Here is a 15,744-nt window from a genome sequence, read left to right as displayed (position 1 = left end):
GTTTGATCTGTTGACTCCTTTAAATTTATGGCTCAACGCCCCAGAATTTCGTACCTCCCTGATACCCCGTTACCTGATTCCATGAGGCAAAAGCCGTCTTCGTGGCATCGTAGGAATAGTCATTGCTCTGATCAAAATTGCTCCAGTTGTTCTTCGAGAAACGCCCCTGGATCACGCCTGTCTCGGCTCCGGCAGCCAGGCTTCCAGCCCCGGATTTGAAGCCGATCTCCAGATAGGTATCCGCTGTACCCTTAGCCGGAGTCAGCGTGACGAATTTGCCTTCAATGTTAGCCGTACCGATCTGGGCATAATCACACCAGAAGCTCAGATCACCCGTGCCATCCTTCGTAAAATAATACCGGATCTTCACTGTGCTCAGATCCACCGCCTGAGTCCCGGTGTTCTTCAGATTAAACTGCGGAGTCACCGCATTGTCGGAAACACCTGATCCTCCGTTACGATACTGCACCTCAAGTGTGCCTGTCGTTGTAGGAGGCGCACTAGGTGTCAACGTCACGATATTGGACAACGTCTGTCCACTCGCATTCACGGCGGCGATTCGATAACTGTACGCTGTACCATTTACGGCTGTTGCATCGATATAATTCAACACTGACAATCCAGTTGCCACATCGGTATATGCGCCGCCCCCAACGGAGCGCTGTACCTTATAAGTCTCAGCTCCCGTGGCTGCCGTCCAGGTCAGAATCGACTGGTCGTTCCCGGCCGTACCGCTTAACGTCAGTGCGCCAGGCAACGCTGTTCCAGCCTGCGGCGTGACAGAGGCTTGTGCAGATTCCGGCGATTCCCCGGCTGAATTCACAGCCGTCACCACGTAGTAATAGGTCTTCCCATTCGTGAGCCCCGTGTTCGTATATGTCAGTCCCTGTACACCTGTCGCCACAAAAGTATATGGACCCCCATTCAGCTCGGCACGCTTCACGGTGTACGATTCTGCCCCAGGTGATGCTGCCCAGTTCAGGATGACCTGTGCATTCCCTGAGACAGCCTGCACCCCCGAAGGTGCAGCAGGCGTGACGATGGGTGTAACACCAGGTTGCTGACCGTATATCCGTATTCCCGCATCGTAGACTGGGAGATATACACTCTTCGCCACATTGCCTGTGCCCAAGCCCTGGAATGAATGATCATTATTCGCATTCCAGGCGCCTTGGGGGCCGGTAATGCGGAACTGAACTTCTTTGCGGTAATGTCCTTCCCCGCCCGGGTATATTTTGGTTCCGGTATAGTCCGCAGTAACCGCGTATATTCGTTTCGCTGCATCAACCACAACGGGTTGGGATACAGTCGCTCCCTCGGCGTATGCGGTTGTAACATGGACGTCAGAAGCGGTATATCCTGCAGCGTAAACTTCACTCAGATCCAGGAAATAGCGAAAAGACAATTTATCCCCCATCCGCGCAGGCCAGCCGGAACGATTGTTCAGTTGAGCCTTGATTTCCGTGTAATTGGAACCGGATGCTTTCACGGCAGCTTCGACAAAGAACTCATCTGTCTTCACTTCGGGAGCCGGGAAATTCGCAATGGGCTGATCATTCTGGCCGAACAGCAGATTCATCTTGGCTAACGCGCCTGTAAAGCCCGCATTGTAATCGGTTGCCACCTCATTGCTGACATAGTCCCCAATGGAATCGGTATAGGCATCCGACGCATCCGGTCCACCAACCATTGCTCCGTACAACATGTGACGGTGATCTGATGGTGTATTTTCAGAATTCATCCATGAACTGTGGGAGGTCCTATGATGAGGGTGCTTAGGCGGATTCTGACCATAACCGACTACATAACTGCTCTGGCGAGGATTATCCCCCAGGATGTAGTTCATTTGCGAGACGGCAAAGTCCTGATACCTTGCTTTCTTCACCGGATCACTGACCCAGTCGGAGTACACAAAAGCAATAAACGATGCATTCGCTGCATAACGGAGTGATCCCCATGTATCAAGCCAGGCAAGCCCGCCCGGTGTATACTTGATCCGTTGTCCATTTGTGCCTACTGACCAATAATCCAGATTGCGCTCCGTGGATTGAATGAACCGCGTCGCTTCTGGCATGTTCAGACTGGACGTAATGCGGGCCAGCAGAATCTGCGCTCCGTAATGTTTGTCATCCCAGCCTTGGGTCCATGTATAGGCCCAGTTCCCGTTCTGTCCATCCGCCTGCCACAGATTCGCCGTGGCAATGGCTTTGGACAAGTAAGCGCTATCATTTGTCGCCATATATAACCATGTTGCAGCCCAGGCGAGTTCATCATAGTAACCTGTCCATGAATTGTAGAACGATTGAGCATCTGTAATGCAATCGGAATATTTGCCTCGATACGTATCCGCGAAGCTGTAAAGTTCCTTCGCATGCTGAAGCAGTTTGTTCGCATAATCCGGGTCACTGTCCCGGAACACAATGGATGAAGAAGCGAGTGCCGCTGCGGTTTCTCCCGCAAGTTCACTTCCCGGACAGGATGCATCGATCTTATAAGCAGGACGGTTCATCTGCATCACTTCAGCCGGTCCCCACCAGGCATGGTCTGTATTGCCTGCTCCAACTTGTCCCCATAATTCATTTGGTTTTGTATGCGCTTTCACAAAATAGTCTGTGGCCCATCTCAAGTTATCCTTAATCTCCTCGAGTTGCCCTGCCTGCTCGTATCCCTCGCGGTATTCCACAACAGACCATGCTAACATCGTAGCCGAATAGGCCATGGGCAAACCGAATTTCACATGATCCCCGGCATCGTACCACCCTCCGGTTAAATCAACCCCAACATCCGCTCCGTCATTTAATCCGGAATCACCACGCCATTCCACCCGGTTGTCTTCCGGCAATTTCCCTGAACGCTGTGTTTCATAGAAATAAACCGCCTTCTGCAATGCTTCCGCATAGTTATGATTCCCGGCAGCCGCATCTGCCTTGCCATTCCATGCCTGTATGGATGTACTTCCTGCCAGTAGCCCTGCCGATAACGCAAGAATAGCGATTCGTCTCCACCAGCTTCCCTTCATCTTCAACCATTCATCTCCTTCTGCAATAGTCGTCTCGTCATTTTCCAAATACACTGATGTAATGACCCGCTCCTTTCTATGGTGTGACTCCATGTATTTCCACCATTAATTACCATTATATCCTTTTGCTCCAGTTGCAATATCAGCGCTGGTGACTTCTGAAATAACATTGTTGTGACATGTCAGGGTAGTGATATGACAAAAAAGACTGTCCCTCATATTGCATGAATGCAATATAAGAAACAGTCCAGATATCTCGGATAAGCCGTGCTACAGATTAAATTATGATCATCCTATTATCCAGTCTGAACGCCCGTCTTTTGGATCGTTTATACTCTGAATTTGTTGATTTGCTCCTGTAATTCTTCTGCCATTTTGGATAAAGAGCCTGCGGACGAAGCAATCTCTTCCATCGAAGCCAGCTGCTGCTGGGTTGCCGCGGATACATTATGCACTCCACCTGCAGCTTCTCCAGCAATGTTGGAGATCTGATCCACGTACCCTACAACTTCAGTCGTACTTGCTGACATTTCCTCCGAACCTGCAGATACTTCCTGAATTTCACCAGCGACCTTGTTCACTGCATTCGAAATCTGTTCAAAGGCTTGTCCCGCCGCGGTTACAATCTCAATGCCTGCCTCTGTTTCATTGCTATTTACTTTCACAGCCTGCACGGCATGATCTGTATCCTTCTGAATCAATTGCACGAGATCCGTAATTTTTTGAGCAGATTCAGAGGATTCCTCGGCCAGCTTACGCACTTCTCCGGCAACAACAGCAAAACCTCTGCCATGCTCTCCTGCTCGTGCCGCTTCAATCGCTGCATTCAATGCAAGCAGATTGGTCTGACGGGCAATATTGTTGATAACCTCGGTAATGGTACCAATCTCTGCTGAGCGATCTCCCAGTCCTGTAACCAGTTCGGTCAACGATGCAATGGAATTACGAACAGAACCCATCTGTTCAACAGCCTGCTGAATAATCATATTTCCTTCGGCAGACTGATTCGCTGCATCAACAGCTGATACGGATACACTTTGAGCAAGCTCAGCAATCTGTTCCGAACCAATCGCCATCTCACTCATCGCCTGTGAAGAGCGCTTCACCATATCTACCTGATTAGACGTACCTTCGGCCAATTCCTCTACCGTTTCGGAGATCTGTTCCGATGCTCTGGTATTCTGCTCTGCACTCGCGAGAAGCTCCTCTGAGGAAGCAGCTACCTGTTCGGATGTCATCGATACGGATTGAATCATCTCCCGCAGGTTGCCAGTCATCACATTGAAGGAATCGGCCAGCGTTCCCAGCTCATCTTTGTTCTTGAGAACAATCTTCTCACTTGTCAGATCACCGTCTGCAATCAACATCGCTGCAGCATTCATCTTCTGAATCGGACGCGAGATGATACTTGCAATGAAGAAGGCGATAAACATGGCGAGCAAGAATGCAACAATCGTTACTCCCAAAATAACATTAAATGCCTTTTCAGCTGATTCAACCGATGCATTTGTAGCCGAATCCGACCCTTCATTCCCCATTGTAATCAATTGAGCAATGGCGTCATTAGCTGAATACCATAGGGGATAAGCCTCTGTATGCAGTTTGCTGGAATCAACAAAATTGTTGTTCAAACCTAGTTCAATGAATGCAGGCATCTTTGCCAGATAAGCATCATAGTTGGTGCTAAAATCATTGTAAAGTTTCATCGCCGCCTCATTGTTTGCAATGAATGTCAGCAACTGTTTTCGTTCATCTTCAATCTTGGCCAGAAGCTGATCCTGAGCCTCTTTCAACTTTACAGTTTCATTCTCGTCCTGCTCGACGATGATGGCTAGCGCAAGACGCTCTACATCGGATACATCTCCATTCATTTGGCCCAACAGAGACACACTAGGCATCCATGTTTTGTCGATGTCATCAGCTTTGCTAGACATATCATGGATTTGGGTCAGCGCATATATGCTCACAAAAGCCAGAAGTGCCGCCACAATCAAAAATCCGGTCAATAATTTCATTCGAATCGTTAATCTCAATTTCCCCATCACGTTCCCCCGCGTACCTTCCATATTCCCCACTCCTCAACTTAGTGCATAAACTACTGCATATTTATAATATATCGACACCTTTCGTCATGAATTGTATATATGAGAATTTGATTTTTTGTAAATTTCATTTAACTTCGAAATAAACACAAAAAAGCCTCAAGTCTTTGGCACTCCAAAAACTCAAGGCTTTTATATCCGAGCTTCTCTTCCACTCGTATAAGTTCATATACCTAACGGAAAATCCGCCGATGAATGTTAATGAAGAAATCGGGAATCGACTTGGTATAATTACGCGTAGCAATCAAGATTACACTGACCAGGCTGCCCAGAATAAATCCGCCCAGGATATCTCCAGGATAATGTACACCAACATAGACACGCGAGACTCCTGTCAGCACAGCAAGCAACAGCATCCACATACCGAAGCGGCGTCCAATAAAAAACGAAGCTGCAGCTAGCGCAAATACAAAGGAAGCATGTTTACTTGGAAAAGATGGATCTGGCACATGCGGAACCAGTTGATGCACCGTGCCTTCCATGAACGGCCTTGGATGACCTACCACAGGTGAAATTCCCCATTTGGCCAGAACAAGTGCTATGATCGAAGCTACACACGCATAAAACACAATTCGTTGCTTCGACGGGTTGCCAAGAAACCACACAATCACAAGAAGTCCGATCATAACCCAAACCGCATATTCAGCTGATGTAATCATAAACCAGTCCAGAAACGGAATACGGTCAGCAAACTGGTTGATCCAATTAAATACAGATTGATTCATAACAGTCGTTTAATACCTCCATTACACAAAACACGATTATTTTTTACATAATAAATATACACTAACTATTTGTCAAACATGTCGCCTAGTAACCGAACTTTCGAAATCAAAGGGGACATTTCTCTTACTTTTTGTTAAACTAGTTTGGGTTACATAATAGTTCATTCATAGAAAGGTGAAGATTATGCTTAAGAAATGGTTATGGGGAACATCCCTAACCCTGGCACTTGCCATAGCCGGCGTTATTGTATATTACGGATACTCGATTGTTCATTTTGCCAATAGCATCTCAACCGCTTCCGAGACTTCCACTTCTGACACAAACCAAAATACGGACACCCCAACCACCCCTGTTCCCAAATGGGAAGGGAAGGAACGAGTTAACATTTTGCTGCTTGGCGGTGACACCAGAGGGGAGGATGCCGGTCGTTCAGATTCGGTTATGGTCGCTTCCATTGATCCGGTATCGAAGAAAGCCCATCTCTTCTCTGTTCTGCGTGATACATATGTTGATATTCCGGGACATGGCAAGAGCAGACTCAACGCGGCCTTCTCCTACGGCGGAGCGGAATTAACCAAACAAACGGTAGGTGACCTGCTCGGCATCCCTATCCAGCACTACGTGTATACTGATTTTATCGGATTCATGGCGCTGGTTGATGCTGTAGACGGGATCGATATTGATGTAGAGAAAGACATGTATTATACCAGCAAAGCAGATAAACATATGTACGATATTGATCTCAAAAAAGGACTTCAGCATATGGACGGCAAGACCGCCCTTCAATATGTCCGGTTCCGACACGATGCCACATCAGACTTTACGCGTACCGAACGGCAGCGGACTTTTATGACTGAGCTGGCCAAGAAGATGCAAAGTACGACTTCACTCTTCAAGATTCCTGAAATATTGGAAGCTGTCGCTCCATATATCGAGACAGACCTCAGTCCAACACAGATGTTGAAATTGGCTTCGCTCGGATTTGATATTAACGTGAATGAAATCGATAAACAGCAGATCCCTCCTAACAAGCTGCTTACCAATGAGCTTGCAGGTTCTGCCCAGGTACTCGGTGTTAATAAACCCAAACTTCAGGCATACATTCAGAATTTGTTTGAGGAAGATGCGAAATCTTCAGAGGATGGATCAACGAAAGTACCCGATTCAAACTAAATTAATGAAAACTTAAAGAAGCAAGTAAGTACCCGAATACTTCAATTAAAAAGACGGCGGCCGCCGTCTTTTTTTGTGCCTATTTTCCCCATTTAATGCAGCCTTAATGTTTAACAGGTACCCTTAAATGATGAATTCCGGTTACAGAAGGAGGAATACACACGTGAATAAACCGCGAATCGTGGAATGGACACAACTGCGCGGCCTTGCGTTTCTCGCCATTGTAATGCAGCATAACATCGCGGAATATATATATCGCGCCGATATTGAACAACCTGATTCCGTCATGCTGACCATGATTTATCATCTGACACGTTTTGGTACACCGACATTCGTCTTCCTGTCCGGTGTAATGCTGTTCTATCATCACAGTCATACCAAACCGGATTACCCCCGTTTTATCCGAAAACGGTTTGGAGATATCTATGTACCCTTTGTGGTATGGACATTCATCTATTGGTTGTTTGTCCGTATATTTACTCCCGAGTTCTGGCTTTCCGGTATGCCGGACTTCCGGAGTTTTGTTCGAGAACTGTTTCTTCCCCAGACGGGATATCATCTATGGTTTGTGATCATGGTGTTTCAGTTCTATATTCTGTTTCCCCTGTTTCTTACAGGTGCAAAGTTCATTCAGAGACGTATTGAAAAAGTTACACGTTTCACCCCGATGCAATGCGTCATCACGCTGATTCTCATTGGGATGGCATTATATACATTGCTAATGAAATGGTCTTACTACGATATGGGCGGCTGGACAGCTTCATTACCTCAACCCTGGTCGGGTTTGCTGCAATATCGTTCCTATTCATGGGTAATGTACTGGTTTTATTTTTTGCTGGGCGCAGTCTGTGCCTGGTCAGTGGATAGCTGGAGGGGCTGGACCGCAAAGGTATTACCCTGGATGGTCTGTCTGTTTATCGGGATGTATATATGGCTTGGATATGACGTGCTGCGGGGATCCGGGGATGTCGTTAACCTGAATATCTCAACCTATCTGAAGCCGACGACATTCCTTATTATTATGGCTCAGATGTTCATGTTCTATGGGTTCCTTGTACTGCTGCGAGGCAAAGATAACCCATTTCAGCGGCTCCTGACGTGGATTGGCCGATATTCTTTTGGTGCTTATTTGGTTCATGCACTGATTATCTACTGCATCGCGTATGTTACCCGGCCGCTTACATTAACCGGATGGCATCTGCCAATTACGTTGCTCTCGTTTCTGCTTACCGTGGCAACGTCTCTTGCCATCAGTTGGGGACTATCCCAACTCCCTGGTTCTCGCTTCACCGTAGGATTGCAACGGAGGAATCGTCTAGGTCGACGTCGACGTTTGCATGATACCATATCTGCGGGCAGAACCAATTCACCCGAGCGAAATCCGTCTGCCAGTGCAAATCGCAGTCCGGAAACCAGCTAATCCTGGTTGAATATAGAAAAAGCGTCTCCCTTCGTGGAAGACGCTCTTTTTTTACTTCACTTCTGTGGAAGCGGAACGACCGGGTACAGGTTCATGAGGGCCAGGAGCTTGATGTGCATTGCCCTTCTGATTAACGAACCTTTTCAGGTCACCCGTCAACTGCTCCTTTAGCTTGTCTACCAGCTGCGTTTCACTGATGCCTTTTGCCTGAGCAATCTCAGCCAGTGACTTCCCGCTCTGAAGTTGTTGGTGGAGCTGCTCCGGAGTGATGCCGATAAAGCGGGCAATAGCCCCCTTGTCTATCAACGGACGTCTGTTGCCATGGTGCGCGAACTCACGTCTTAACTCCCGCAGTGGTGTATTGATTACCTTCTTGAGTTTGGAATCCATACCTGCTTTGGCTGCTGCTGCCTGCTCCTTCGTGAGACAGCCTTCTTCGGCCGCCTTATCCAATCGCTGAGTGAGCGAAGGCTTCAGCTTCTCCAACAATTGATCTTCACTAAGACCCTTGCGTTCCTTGGCAATCTGAGTCAGCGTTTTGCCAAGCTCCATCTGTTCCTTTAAATCACGGAGTCCAATGCCAAGTAAATCTGCGGTTTCTCCAATCATAAACAAGCCATGACCTGCTTGCATGCATGGCTTGGCTTGGTTTGTGGAGGTTGATGGTGTCGCCACATGATCTTCAGCAGATCCATTTGGATCAGCAGATGTCGTATAGCCGGTTGATGCTGTTATAAATACGGCTGCCAGTCCGGCTGCCATCCATTTTGTCACACTGTATTTCATTTCGCTTCTTCCTTTCATATGTCAAAATCCTGTGCTCTCTTAGTTTGAGCCTAAATTCCACTTTTTTATGCCATAAAAATACAAAATGTCATTATTTTTTTCACAATTCATCACAAAAAATCCTATTTTTTTCAAATCATTTCCGGTATACTGATAGTAACTTCATGATCTAGTCGAATAGTCCTTAATTATTTTATTATGGGAAGGACGTAACCAAACGATGCGGAGAGAATGGTTTGATCCGTTTAGATCCGATGTGGAGGTGGTGTTCGCTGCAGCAGAGCAGCTGGTACAGAAATATCCTGAACCAATGTCAGAACATGCACTAGAACAACTTCATTTGGTCAACCCTCTGTTACGAGATTCGGGTCACAGCTACATTGGCTACATTATTCCATTGTGGATGCAACTCTCGGATGGACTGCCACCAGAAAAGGCACACAAACTAAGTACTGCCTGTCTCATGCATATGCTATATTTTCTGAATCAGGATGAAGTTATGGACGAAAAACCCGAAGATGTAACACTGAAATTATCACTGGGTAATCTTTACCACATGGATGCCATTTGTGCCTATTCAGAGCTATTCAGCCTTTCTTCCCCGTTCTGGACGTATTTCAGACAGTATGTGGAAGATTGGGCCATGAGCGTCACCGGTGAAAATTCCATTGATTATTTCAGGATAAACCCATTATTAATCGCCCAAAAAGCCGCCCCACTTCAGCTCGGAGCTGCTGGCTCACTCCTTCTTCTGGAACAGAAGCATCGCATTACTGCGTTATGTTCTAACGTCAATATTGCACTGATGACTCTCCAGATGACAGATGACTTTACAGACACGAAACAAGATGCTGTGCATGGAAATTACAACAGCTTCCTCTCCCACATATCCACGGCACTGGAACACAACTATCCGGTTCATCCTATAAGTGAAATTGTACATGATAATGTATACAATACTGAATTCATGAACTCCTATGTTGACATTGCTCAGCAATATAACCTCAAGCTAACATCTTCTAACTTGGAATTTTCGCATCTCGAAGCGTTTAATTCTTACTTATGCAGTATTCTGGGACAGGCTGTTCAGGACATAAAACAGCATAAAAAAACGCTTCTTCAAGGTGGGTTTCATTACTGGATCAGCGAAAAATCACATTCGTCCTAATGGCCAAAGAAAAGCGCTGGTACAGTTCAATTATAAATTTGAAGGGAATGTTGACGATGATGGTATCAGAGAAAACGTTGCACGAGGATATTATTGAAAAGGCCTGGACTGATGAGCACTTCAGACAACAACTGCACTCCAACCCGAAGCAAGCGCTTCGTGAAGCATTTGGCATTGATATTCCTGAACACATTCAGATTCGTACCGTTGAAGAACAACAGAATGACTATGTTCTTGTGATTCCTCCCAATCCATCCAAAGTGAATTATGACGTCAATTGCGGACCGTGGAGAAGCTAAACGGATTCAATTGAATATGTGAAGCAACATCACAAGGGGTAGTGAACAAAAAAAGCCATTGTACACTTCTGCCGCTCGTCATTCGACGAACGCAGCAAAAGATACAACAGCTTCTGTTCCTACCCCTTTTGTGCTTGTAAAACTGATCTGCCCATGCATGGCTTCAACGATTCGAAAGGTCACCATCATTCCAAGGCCTGTCCCCTTGATTTTGTTCGAGAAATAGGGCTCTCCAAGGCGGACCAGCGCTTCCTCATCCATACCCTCGCCGTTATCTCTAACATGTATCTTGATGACCCCATCCTGAGCATAGGCCCAAATATCAATCTGACCCTGCCCTTGCAGAGCTTCAATACTATTTTTAATAATATTAATAAAAGCCTGTTTAAATTTGGATGAGTTCCCTCTGATGCATAAATCTGGCGGAATATCAGTTGTTATTTTGCCGCCCTCCAGATTAGCCATCGGAACAAGAATACCTTCGATATGGTTAAATTCATCCGCGATATTCAGAGAGACGATATGATCAAACTCCGGTTTGGCAAACGTCAGGAAGTCGGTAATAATACCGGAAGCCCGATCAAGCTCTTCCAGAGCAATCCGAACATACCCTTTGTTTTTGTTGTCTTCCTGCTCTGTCATAAGCTGAAGGAACCCTCGCGTCACCTGCAGCGGATTACGAACCTCATGGGCAACCGATGCCGCCAGTTCGCTAATGATCTCCATTTTCTCTGATCGCTGCAATTCATTATTGAATAATTCCAACTCTTTCGAGTATTCCAGCACTTTGGTATGTTTTTCAGCAAATCGGCTTCCCAGGATGGCAATAAGTGAGATAATAAAAGCAACCATGGACCATTTCCACCATATCAGATGATATGTTCCATTGCGCTGGTAATACCACAATAGTTCAGCAACACTGATTAAGGCAAATGTGCCGAATCCCGTAGCAAGCAACAGAGCTTCCCGGCTCCGCTGAAGCGCTTTGGAGATGGTGCCAATCATTAAGATGCTCAACATAATTACGAGAATGAACCCAATCACGTTCTGAACCAACAAACTGTAGAGCATATCCCATTGACCGCCTGAAATAACATCAACCATCAGGGCAGCTACAGCCACTACAGAATAGATGAGTTGGAATTTTCTGAGTTTGGTAAAGATGCCATATCGACCTGGTCCGATAATTTGTTCAAAAAAATAACAGAGTGCAGGCATGCCCATCAGCATGGCCAAATCAAACAATACGGAATACAGATTACCGTAAACCTGGTAGAACGTATATAAAAACTGCGAGTAAGTGATGATCATCGTCCCGATGGAACCCATCACAATACATAGTGAAATCCACAATCCTTTATGAAATTTGCCCAGGAAAAATGTGCAACTAAGCATCGTAAGAGCCGTGAATACAAAGGTCGCTCCTAATATTACATCCAGCAGTCCATTGTGAATGTACTTTTCCTGTAATGTTGCATAAGGTCCAACCTGAACCGTTCCGTAGATGCCAAGTCTGCCTTTCTCATTCTCGGACCATACATACAGTTTCCCACCTGAATTCTCACTTGATAAGGGTAACAACACCGCATTATTGTCATAGTTGTAATGGTAATTCTCATATACCTTACGATTATCGAGGTAGATCACTATGTGGTTCCCTTTAATATTTTCAAAACGGATTGCCGAGCTATCTTCGTTTATTTCAGGAAGGGTCACGCGAGTCCACATAGAACCTGAAGGAGCTTCAACGCTGCCGTATTCCAGTTTTTCTGCACCTTGCTTCTCCCAGATTTCCTCCGAACCTTGAACCTCACTAATGAAACCCTGATCGTGTACGTTCCCCCATTTTACTTCCCATCCCGTAATGGATACAGGTCTGTCAACTTCCCCTGCAGTCGCTGAGACAAAGTCATGCGGCAAGCATAGGATATTCAACATACTTATCCATAAGATGATGATAGCTTTGGGCACATTTTTCATTCACAGCACCTCAAAGTTCTTATTTTCTCTATCCCCAAGTTCTCTCATTTTATCATTCGCCACAGTTTAACGTGTCACCTTCTTGAAAGGGAGTGAAAATTCACATTTTAGTAGATTTATAGTTTTATTTCCATTTTATTGTTAGGTTTTGAGTGTTTTCTCCATTATCCGCGTAAGTCCTCGAACTGGTTCTCAATCATTTCGCGCTCTTTCTGCTCTATCTTTGTACGATATTCCAACCACTGCTCCGTTTCCTCATCATCATAGATCGTCCATATATCCGAAAAAAGATAATCCCGCAATTGGACAATCTGTCCTGACCATATCCCGCCTACCCAGAACAGCCCGTCCGGACGACGAATAACGGTACGGGAAAAGCCGGGCGTCGATGCTTTTTGCCCGATTCGGATGTGAGTGATCATATTCCCCAGCGTATACCAATCCAATTGGAATCCCTCCCTCATATATCCATGTTTCATCATATCATAGGGCAAAGATGAAAAGCTGTAAAACTGACCTGTGCGATTCAATCTTGCCTTCTCAGTGTAATGGTTCCTCAAAGCCAACAATATACCATTGAGGAGTGATTCAAATGAATGAGCCACACAGAACGGTAGAAGTAGAGCATAAGGATGTCCAACACAAATCGGATTCAAGTAAAGTCGCTTCCACGTTTATCAAATATGCGGCCTATATCATTATTTTCTTTGGATTCCTGTACTTTCTGGTCAAATATGTATTCCCCAAATTTTAGGTATATAAGTTGAAACTGTAATCCATATAGCTTTCATTTTCATCTTATGTTCATATTCGAGGAAGACAAGGGAATCATAATGGGTGCGAGATTACAGCCGTTATATAATTCACTGAAAGGAAGTGCTACTTATGTCAGACCGACCGATTAGCAATGCAGAGAGCGACCGTTATTACGACCGTTATCAGAGGTCTCGAGATATTCCCATGGAAACCGAAGCCCCTGAAGGGGACAGAGACACTTTTGATGAAGTTACTGGGAAACGTATCGATACTGAGGATACAACTAATATGGTGAATCCGCCCCTTGTAGCGGTTACGGAAGAACCGGAATTGGAGTCACGGACAGCGGAGCCTGAACTTGAATCCGTGCCTGATGCTGATCTTATCCAACCTAATAGTCCGGTTGACCCCGCCGCACCCGACCCCGATGCCCTACACGGGACGGACCTGCTTAACGGTGCTGGGGCAGATGCCAAACCGGAGAACGATATTCCACTACGGCCTTAAACCCCCTTGTCACAGCTTAACAGGAGGTGCAATCACGATGAAGGAAGATCCGAAGCGACAAGTACATGAGCCCGATAATCTGGTAACTGAACGGGACATTGATCCGAATTTTGGATTATTCACGGAAGACTCTTTTCCGGATGCCCTAGCAGATAAGGATCAGCTTGATGCGGTTGAACATGCAATTCCGAAGGAGAATGACAATGTAACCCGAACGGATTCATCCACGGATGAATAGGAACGTATTACAGATTTAAAAAGAATAGAGGAAACCTCTTTGGCAGAGGTTTCTTTTTGCATTAGTTCTCTGTATAACAAAGACTTTATCCTGAAAAAGAGATGGCAACCGTATTCCTACAGTTCCATCCCTCTTTCAGCTATACGATTAGCCATTTAAAAGTAATGTTTTTGTTTACTTTGCTAAAGGTTTACCCGATCCCGGCAACTTCTGTTCCAGTCGAGCCCATTTTGCCACAACAGCCGTAATCAGCAGCGCAACTCCATTAATAATAAAAATCCAACGAATCGGCAACCAGCCCCCCAGTACCCCACCGATTATCGGCCCCGCCATCGTGCCAATCTGGGAAGCCGACTGATTCAGGCTGAATGCTCTTCCACGGAAGCCGGGTTCGGTCACTTGCACAATCATCGCATTAATCGCCGGGAACACCGCAGCAAAAAACAATCCATACACAAAACGCAATATGCCGAATCCAATATAACCTGTAGTGAAGAACTGCAGAAGGTTACCAATCGCCCCACCAACGAGGCCAATGATCAGTACTTTGCCATACCCGATTCGTGAACCAATTTTACCCCAACGCGGTGCCATAATAACCGTGGCTACACCAACCGCTGAGAAAATAATTCCCGAGCTGAGAGAAGCACGATCGGGCTGGATGCCCATTTCCATCACGTATACCGTCAATAATGGCTCCAGAATCATGACGGAGAAAGTACATATGCCCATCATGCCAAGCACCGTAATAAACAATCGGTTGGCTCTGGCTTCCCGGATATCATCCATCACATGGGAACGCGCCTTGTTCCGGTTAAAGTTCTCTTCCTTAACCCAAAAGGTCGCGATCAAAGCGGAGACTAACACAACGATGGCTGAAAATAAAAACGCATTCCGATTGCCGTAATAGTGGCTTACCACCCCGCCAATTAACGGGCCTATGATTCCTCCTGTTGCTCCGGCTGTAGACATGATACCGAGTGCATATCCCGTTTTCTCTTCCGGTGTGTTGGTACCCACAAGTGCAATCGCCGCCGGAACAAAACCAGCGAGCAATCCCTGAAACAAACGAACCACGATCAATGAATACGGGTCCTGCACAAAATAATTGATCAAATACAAAACCGCAAGGCTGTATCCCGACCGGATCAGCATTGGCTTGCGCCCGTATTTGTCAGCGAGTGACCCCCAGAAGGGAGACACCAGCGCACTTGCCAAAAACGTGATGCCAAAGGCAAGCCCTGACCAGAACTCCAGGTGATCACGAACGCCCAGATCGCCACTCAGAAACAAAGGCAGAAATGGGATGGAGATTGAATAAGCGGTGCTGCAAAAAAACACACCAATCCACAAAATCACCAGATTACGCTTCCACGAGAAGTCCATATACCCGCACGCCCTTTCCGTTAATGACGTCGGGACTGCCGTGTATTGGAGCGGACGGAACAGACCCGTACGTCCCTGACTGCGGAAGCATTTTCCTTATTTTACACCTCTGTAAGCATTTACACCATCCCTTATCGCCCATAATATGTTGCCTTGCATTGCCATCTTGTCCGCAAAAACGGTA

14 protein-coding genes are annotated in these 15,744 nt (G+C 46.2%); 7 read left to right on the top strand and 7 right to left on the bottom strand.

Annotated elements, in window-relative coordinates:
• Positions 1 to 25: 25 nt before the first annotated feature.
• From MHB49_RS06885 to MHB49_RS06875, 3 genes are all read right to left on the bottom strand, one after another.
• Positions 26 to 3,019 carry a glycoside hydrolase family 9 protein gene (locus MHB49_RS06885; RefSeq protein WP_405157061.1) on the bottom strand — a complete coding sequence of 998 codons (2,994 nt, stop codon included), beginning with the start codon at positions 3,017 to 3,019 and terminating at the stop codon, positions 26 to 28.
• A gap of 329 nt (positions 3,020 to 3,348) precedes the next feature.
• Positions 3,349 to 5,085, bottom strand: coding sequence for a methyl-accepting chemotaxis protein (locus tag MHB49_RS06880; RefSeq protein ID WP_405155563.1), 1,737 nt, complete (start codon positions 5,083 to 5,085; stop codon positions 3,349 to 3,351).
• Positions 5,086 to 5,294: 209 nt separating this feature from the next.
• Entirely contained in the window at positions 5,295 to 5,846 is a 552-nt protein-coding gene (locus MHB49_RS06875) for an undecaprenyl-diphosphatase (protein WP_405155562.1), read from the bottom strand.
• A gap of 184 nt (positions 5,847 to 6,030) precedes the next feature.
• On the opposite strand from MHB49_RS06875, the gene MHB49_RS06870 reads away from it, so the two are divergent.
• Positions 6,031 to 7,020 (top strand): LCP family protein, encoded by a 990-nt coding sequence (locus MHB49_RS06870; protein WP_405155561.1) that lies wholly within the window; start codon positions 6,031 to 6,033, stop codon positions 7,018 to 7,020.
• A gap of 163 nt (positions 7,021 to 7,183) precedes the next feature.
• Entirely contained in the window at positions 7,184 to 8,440 is a 1,257-nt protein-coding gene (locus tag MHB49_RS06865) for an acyltransferase (RefSeq protein ID WP_405155560.1), read from the top strand.
• A gap of 51 nt (positions 8,441 to 8,491) precedes the next feature.
• On the opposite strand, the gene MHB49_RS06860 is transcribed toward MHB49_RS06865, so the two are convergent.
• On the bottom strand, positions 8,492 to 9,226 hold the full coding sequence (locus MHB49_RS06860; protein WP_405155559.1) for a hypothetical protein: 735 nt from the start codon (positions 9,224 to 9,226) through the stop codon (positions 8,492 to 8,494).
• Positions 9,227 to 9,446: 220 nt separating this feature from the next.
• On the opposite strand from MHB49_RS06860, the gene MHB49_RS06855 reads away from it, so the two are divergent.
• Both MHB49_RS06855 and MHB49_RS06850 read left to right on the top strand, forming a co-directional pair.
• On the top strand, positions 9,447 to 10,394 hold the full coding sequence (locus MHB49_RS06855; RefSeq protein WP_405155558.1) for a hypothetical protein: 948 nt from the start codon (positions 9,447 to 9,449) through the stop codon (positions 10,392 to 10,394).
• A gap of 47 nt (positions 10,395 to 10,441) precedes the next feature.
• A complete protein-coding gene (locus tag MHB49_RS06850) occupies positions 10,442 to 10,693 on the top strand; it encodes an NHLP leader peptide family RiPP precursor (RefSeq protein WP_405155557.1) in 252 nt (83 codons plus the stop codon).
• 78 nt (positions 10,694 to 10,771) lie between these two features.
• Here the strand turns inward: MHB49_RS06850 and MHB49_RS06845 are convergent, their stop codons facing one another.
• A complete protein-coding gene (locus MHB49_RS06845; protein WP_405155556.1) occupies positions 10,772 to 12,673 on the bottom strand; it encodes an ATP-binding protein in 1,902 nt (633 codons plus the stop codon).
• A gap of 164 nt (positions 12,674 to 12,837) precedes the next feature.
• On the bottom strand, positions 12,838 to 13,119 hold the full coding sequence (locus MHB49_RS06840) for a hypothetical protein (protein ID WP_379438738.1): 282 nt from the start codon (positions 13,117 to 13,119) through the stop codon (positions 12,838 to 12,840).
• A gap of 146 nt (positions 13,120 to 13,265) precedes the next feature.
• On the opposite strand from MHB49_RS06840, the gene MHB49_RS06835 reads away from it, so the two are divergent.
• The 3 genes from MHB49_RS06835 to MHB49_RS06825 all read left to right on the top strand — a co-directional run bounded on the left by MHB49_RS06835 (position 13,266) and on the right by MHB49_RS06825 (position 14,174).
• A complete protein-coding gene (locus MHB49_RS06835) occupies positions 13,266 to 13,427 on the top strand; it encodes a hypothetical protein (protein ID WP_167483752.1) in 162 nt (53 codons plus the stop codon).
• 131 nt (positions 13,428 to 13,558) lie between these two features.
• Positions 13,559 to 13,936 (top strand): hypothetical protein, encoded by a 378-nt coding sequence (locus MHB49_RS06830; protein ID WP_405155555.1) that lies wholly within the window; start codon positions 13,559 to 13,561, stop codon positions 13,934 to 13,936.
• A 37-nt stretch (positions 13,937 to 13,973) separates the two neighbouring features.
• Positions 13,974 to 14,174, top strand: a complete 201-nt coding sequence (locus MHB49_RS06825; protein ID WP_405155554.1) for a hypothetical protein — start codon at positions 13,974 to 13,976, stop codon at positions 14,172 to 14,174.
• Positions 14,175 to 14,348: 174 nt separating this feature from the next.
• Here the strand turns inward: MHB49_RS06825 and MHB49_RS06820 are convergent, their stop codons facing one another.
• A complete protein-coding gene (locus tag MHB49_RS06820) occupies positions 14,349 to 15,560 on the bottom strand; it encodes an MFS transporter (RefSeq protein WP_247901140.1) in 1,212 nt (403 codons plus the stop codon).
• Between the last annotated feature and the right edge of the window lie 184 nt (positions 15,561 to 15,744).

The organism is Paenibacillus sp. FSL K6-0108 (genome assembly GCF_045040695.1).
Classification (GTDB): domain Bacteria; phylum Bacillota; class Bacilli; order Paenibacillales; family Paenibacillaceae; genus Paenibacillus; species Paenibacillus pabuli_B.
The sequence above is the reverse complement of the archived record's forward strand: the minus strand, read 5'-3'. Positions and strand labels throughout refer to the sequence as shown.

Bases quoted from the DNA above. Each gene is read 5' to 3' on its own strand.
- MHB49_RS06885 (WP_405157061.1), bottom strand. From the start codon at position 3,019: ATGAAGGGAAGCTGGTGGAGACGAATCGCTATTCTTGCGTTATCGGCA.
- MHB49_RS06880 (WP_405155563.1), bottom strand. From the start codon at position 5,085: ATGGAAGGTACGCGGGGGAACGTGATGGGGAAATTGAGATTAACGATT.
- MHB49_RS06875 (WP_405155562.1), bottom strand. From the start codon at position 5,846: ATGAATCAATCTGTATTTAATTGGATCAACCAGTTTGCTGACCGTATT.
- MHB49_RS06870 (WP_405155561.1), top strand. From the start codon at position 6,031: ATGCTTAAGAAATGGTTATGGGGAACATCCCTAACCCTGGCACTTGCC.
- MHB49_RS06860 (WP_405155559.1), bottom strand. From the start codon at position 9,226: ATGAAATACAGTGTGACAAAATGGATGGCAGCCGGACTGGCAGCCGTA.
- MHB49_RS06855 (WP_405155558.1), top strand. From the start codon at position 9,447: ATGCGGAGAGAATGGTTTGATCCGTTTAGATCCGATGTGGAGGTGGTG.
- MHB49_RS06850 (WP_405155557.1), top strand. From the start codon at position 10,442: ATGTTGACGATGATGGTATCAGAGAAAACGTTGCACGAGGATATTATT.
- MHB49_RS06845 (WP_405155556.1), bottom strand. From the start codon at position 12,673: ATGAAAAATGTGCCCAAAGCTATCATCATCTTATGGATAAGTATGTTG.
- MHB49_RS06835 (WP_167483752.1), top strand. From the start codon at position 13,266: ATGAATGAGCCACACAGAACGGTAGAAGTAGAGCATAAGGATGTCCAA.
- MHB49_RS06830 (WP_405155555.1), top strand. From the start codon at position 13,559: ATGTCAGACCGACCGATTAGCAATGCAGAGAGCGACCGTTATTACGAC.
- MHB49_RS06825 (WP_405155554.1), top strand. From the start codon at position 13,974: ATGAAGGAAGATCCGAAGCGACAAGTACATGAGCCCGATAATCTGGTA.
- MHB49_RS06820 (WP_247901140.1), bottom strand. From the start codon at position 15,560: ATGGACTTCTCGTGGAAGCGTAATCTGGTGATTTTGTGGATTGGTGTG.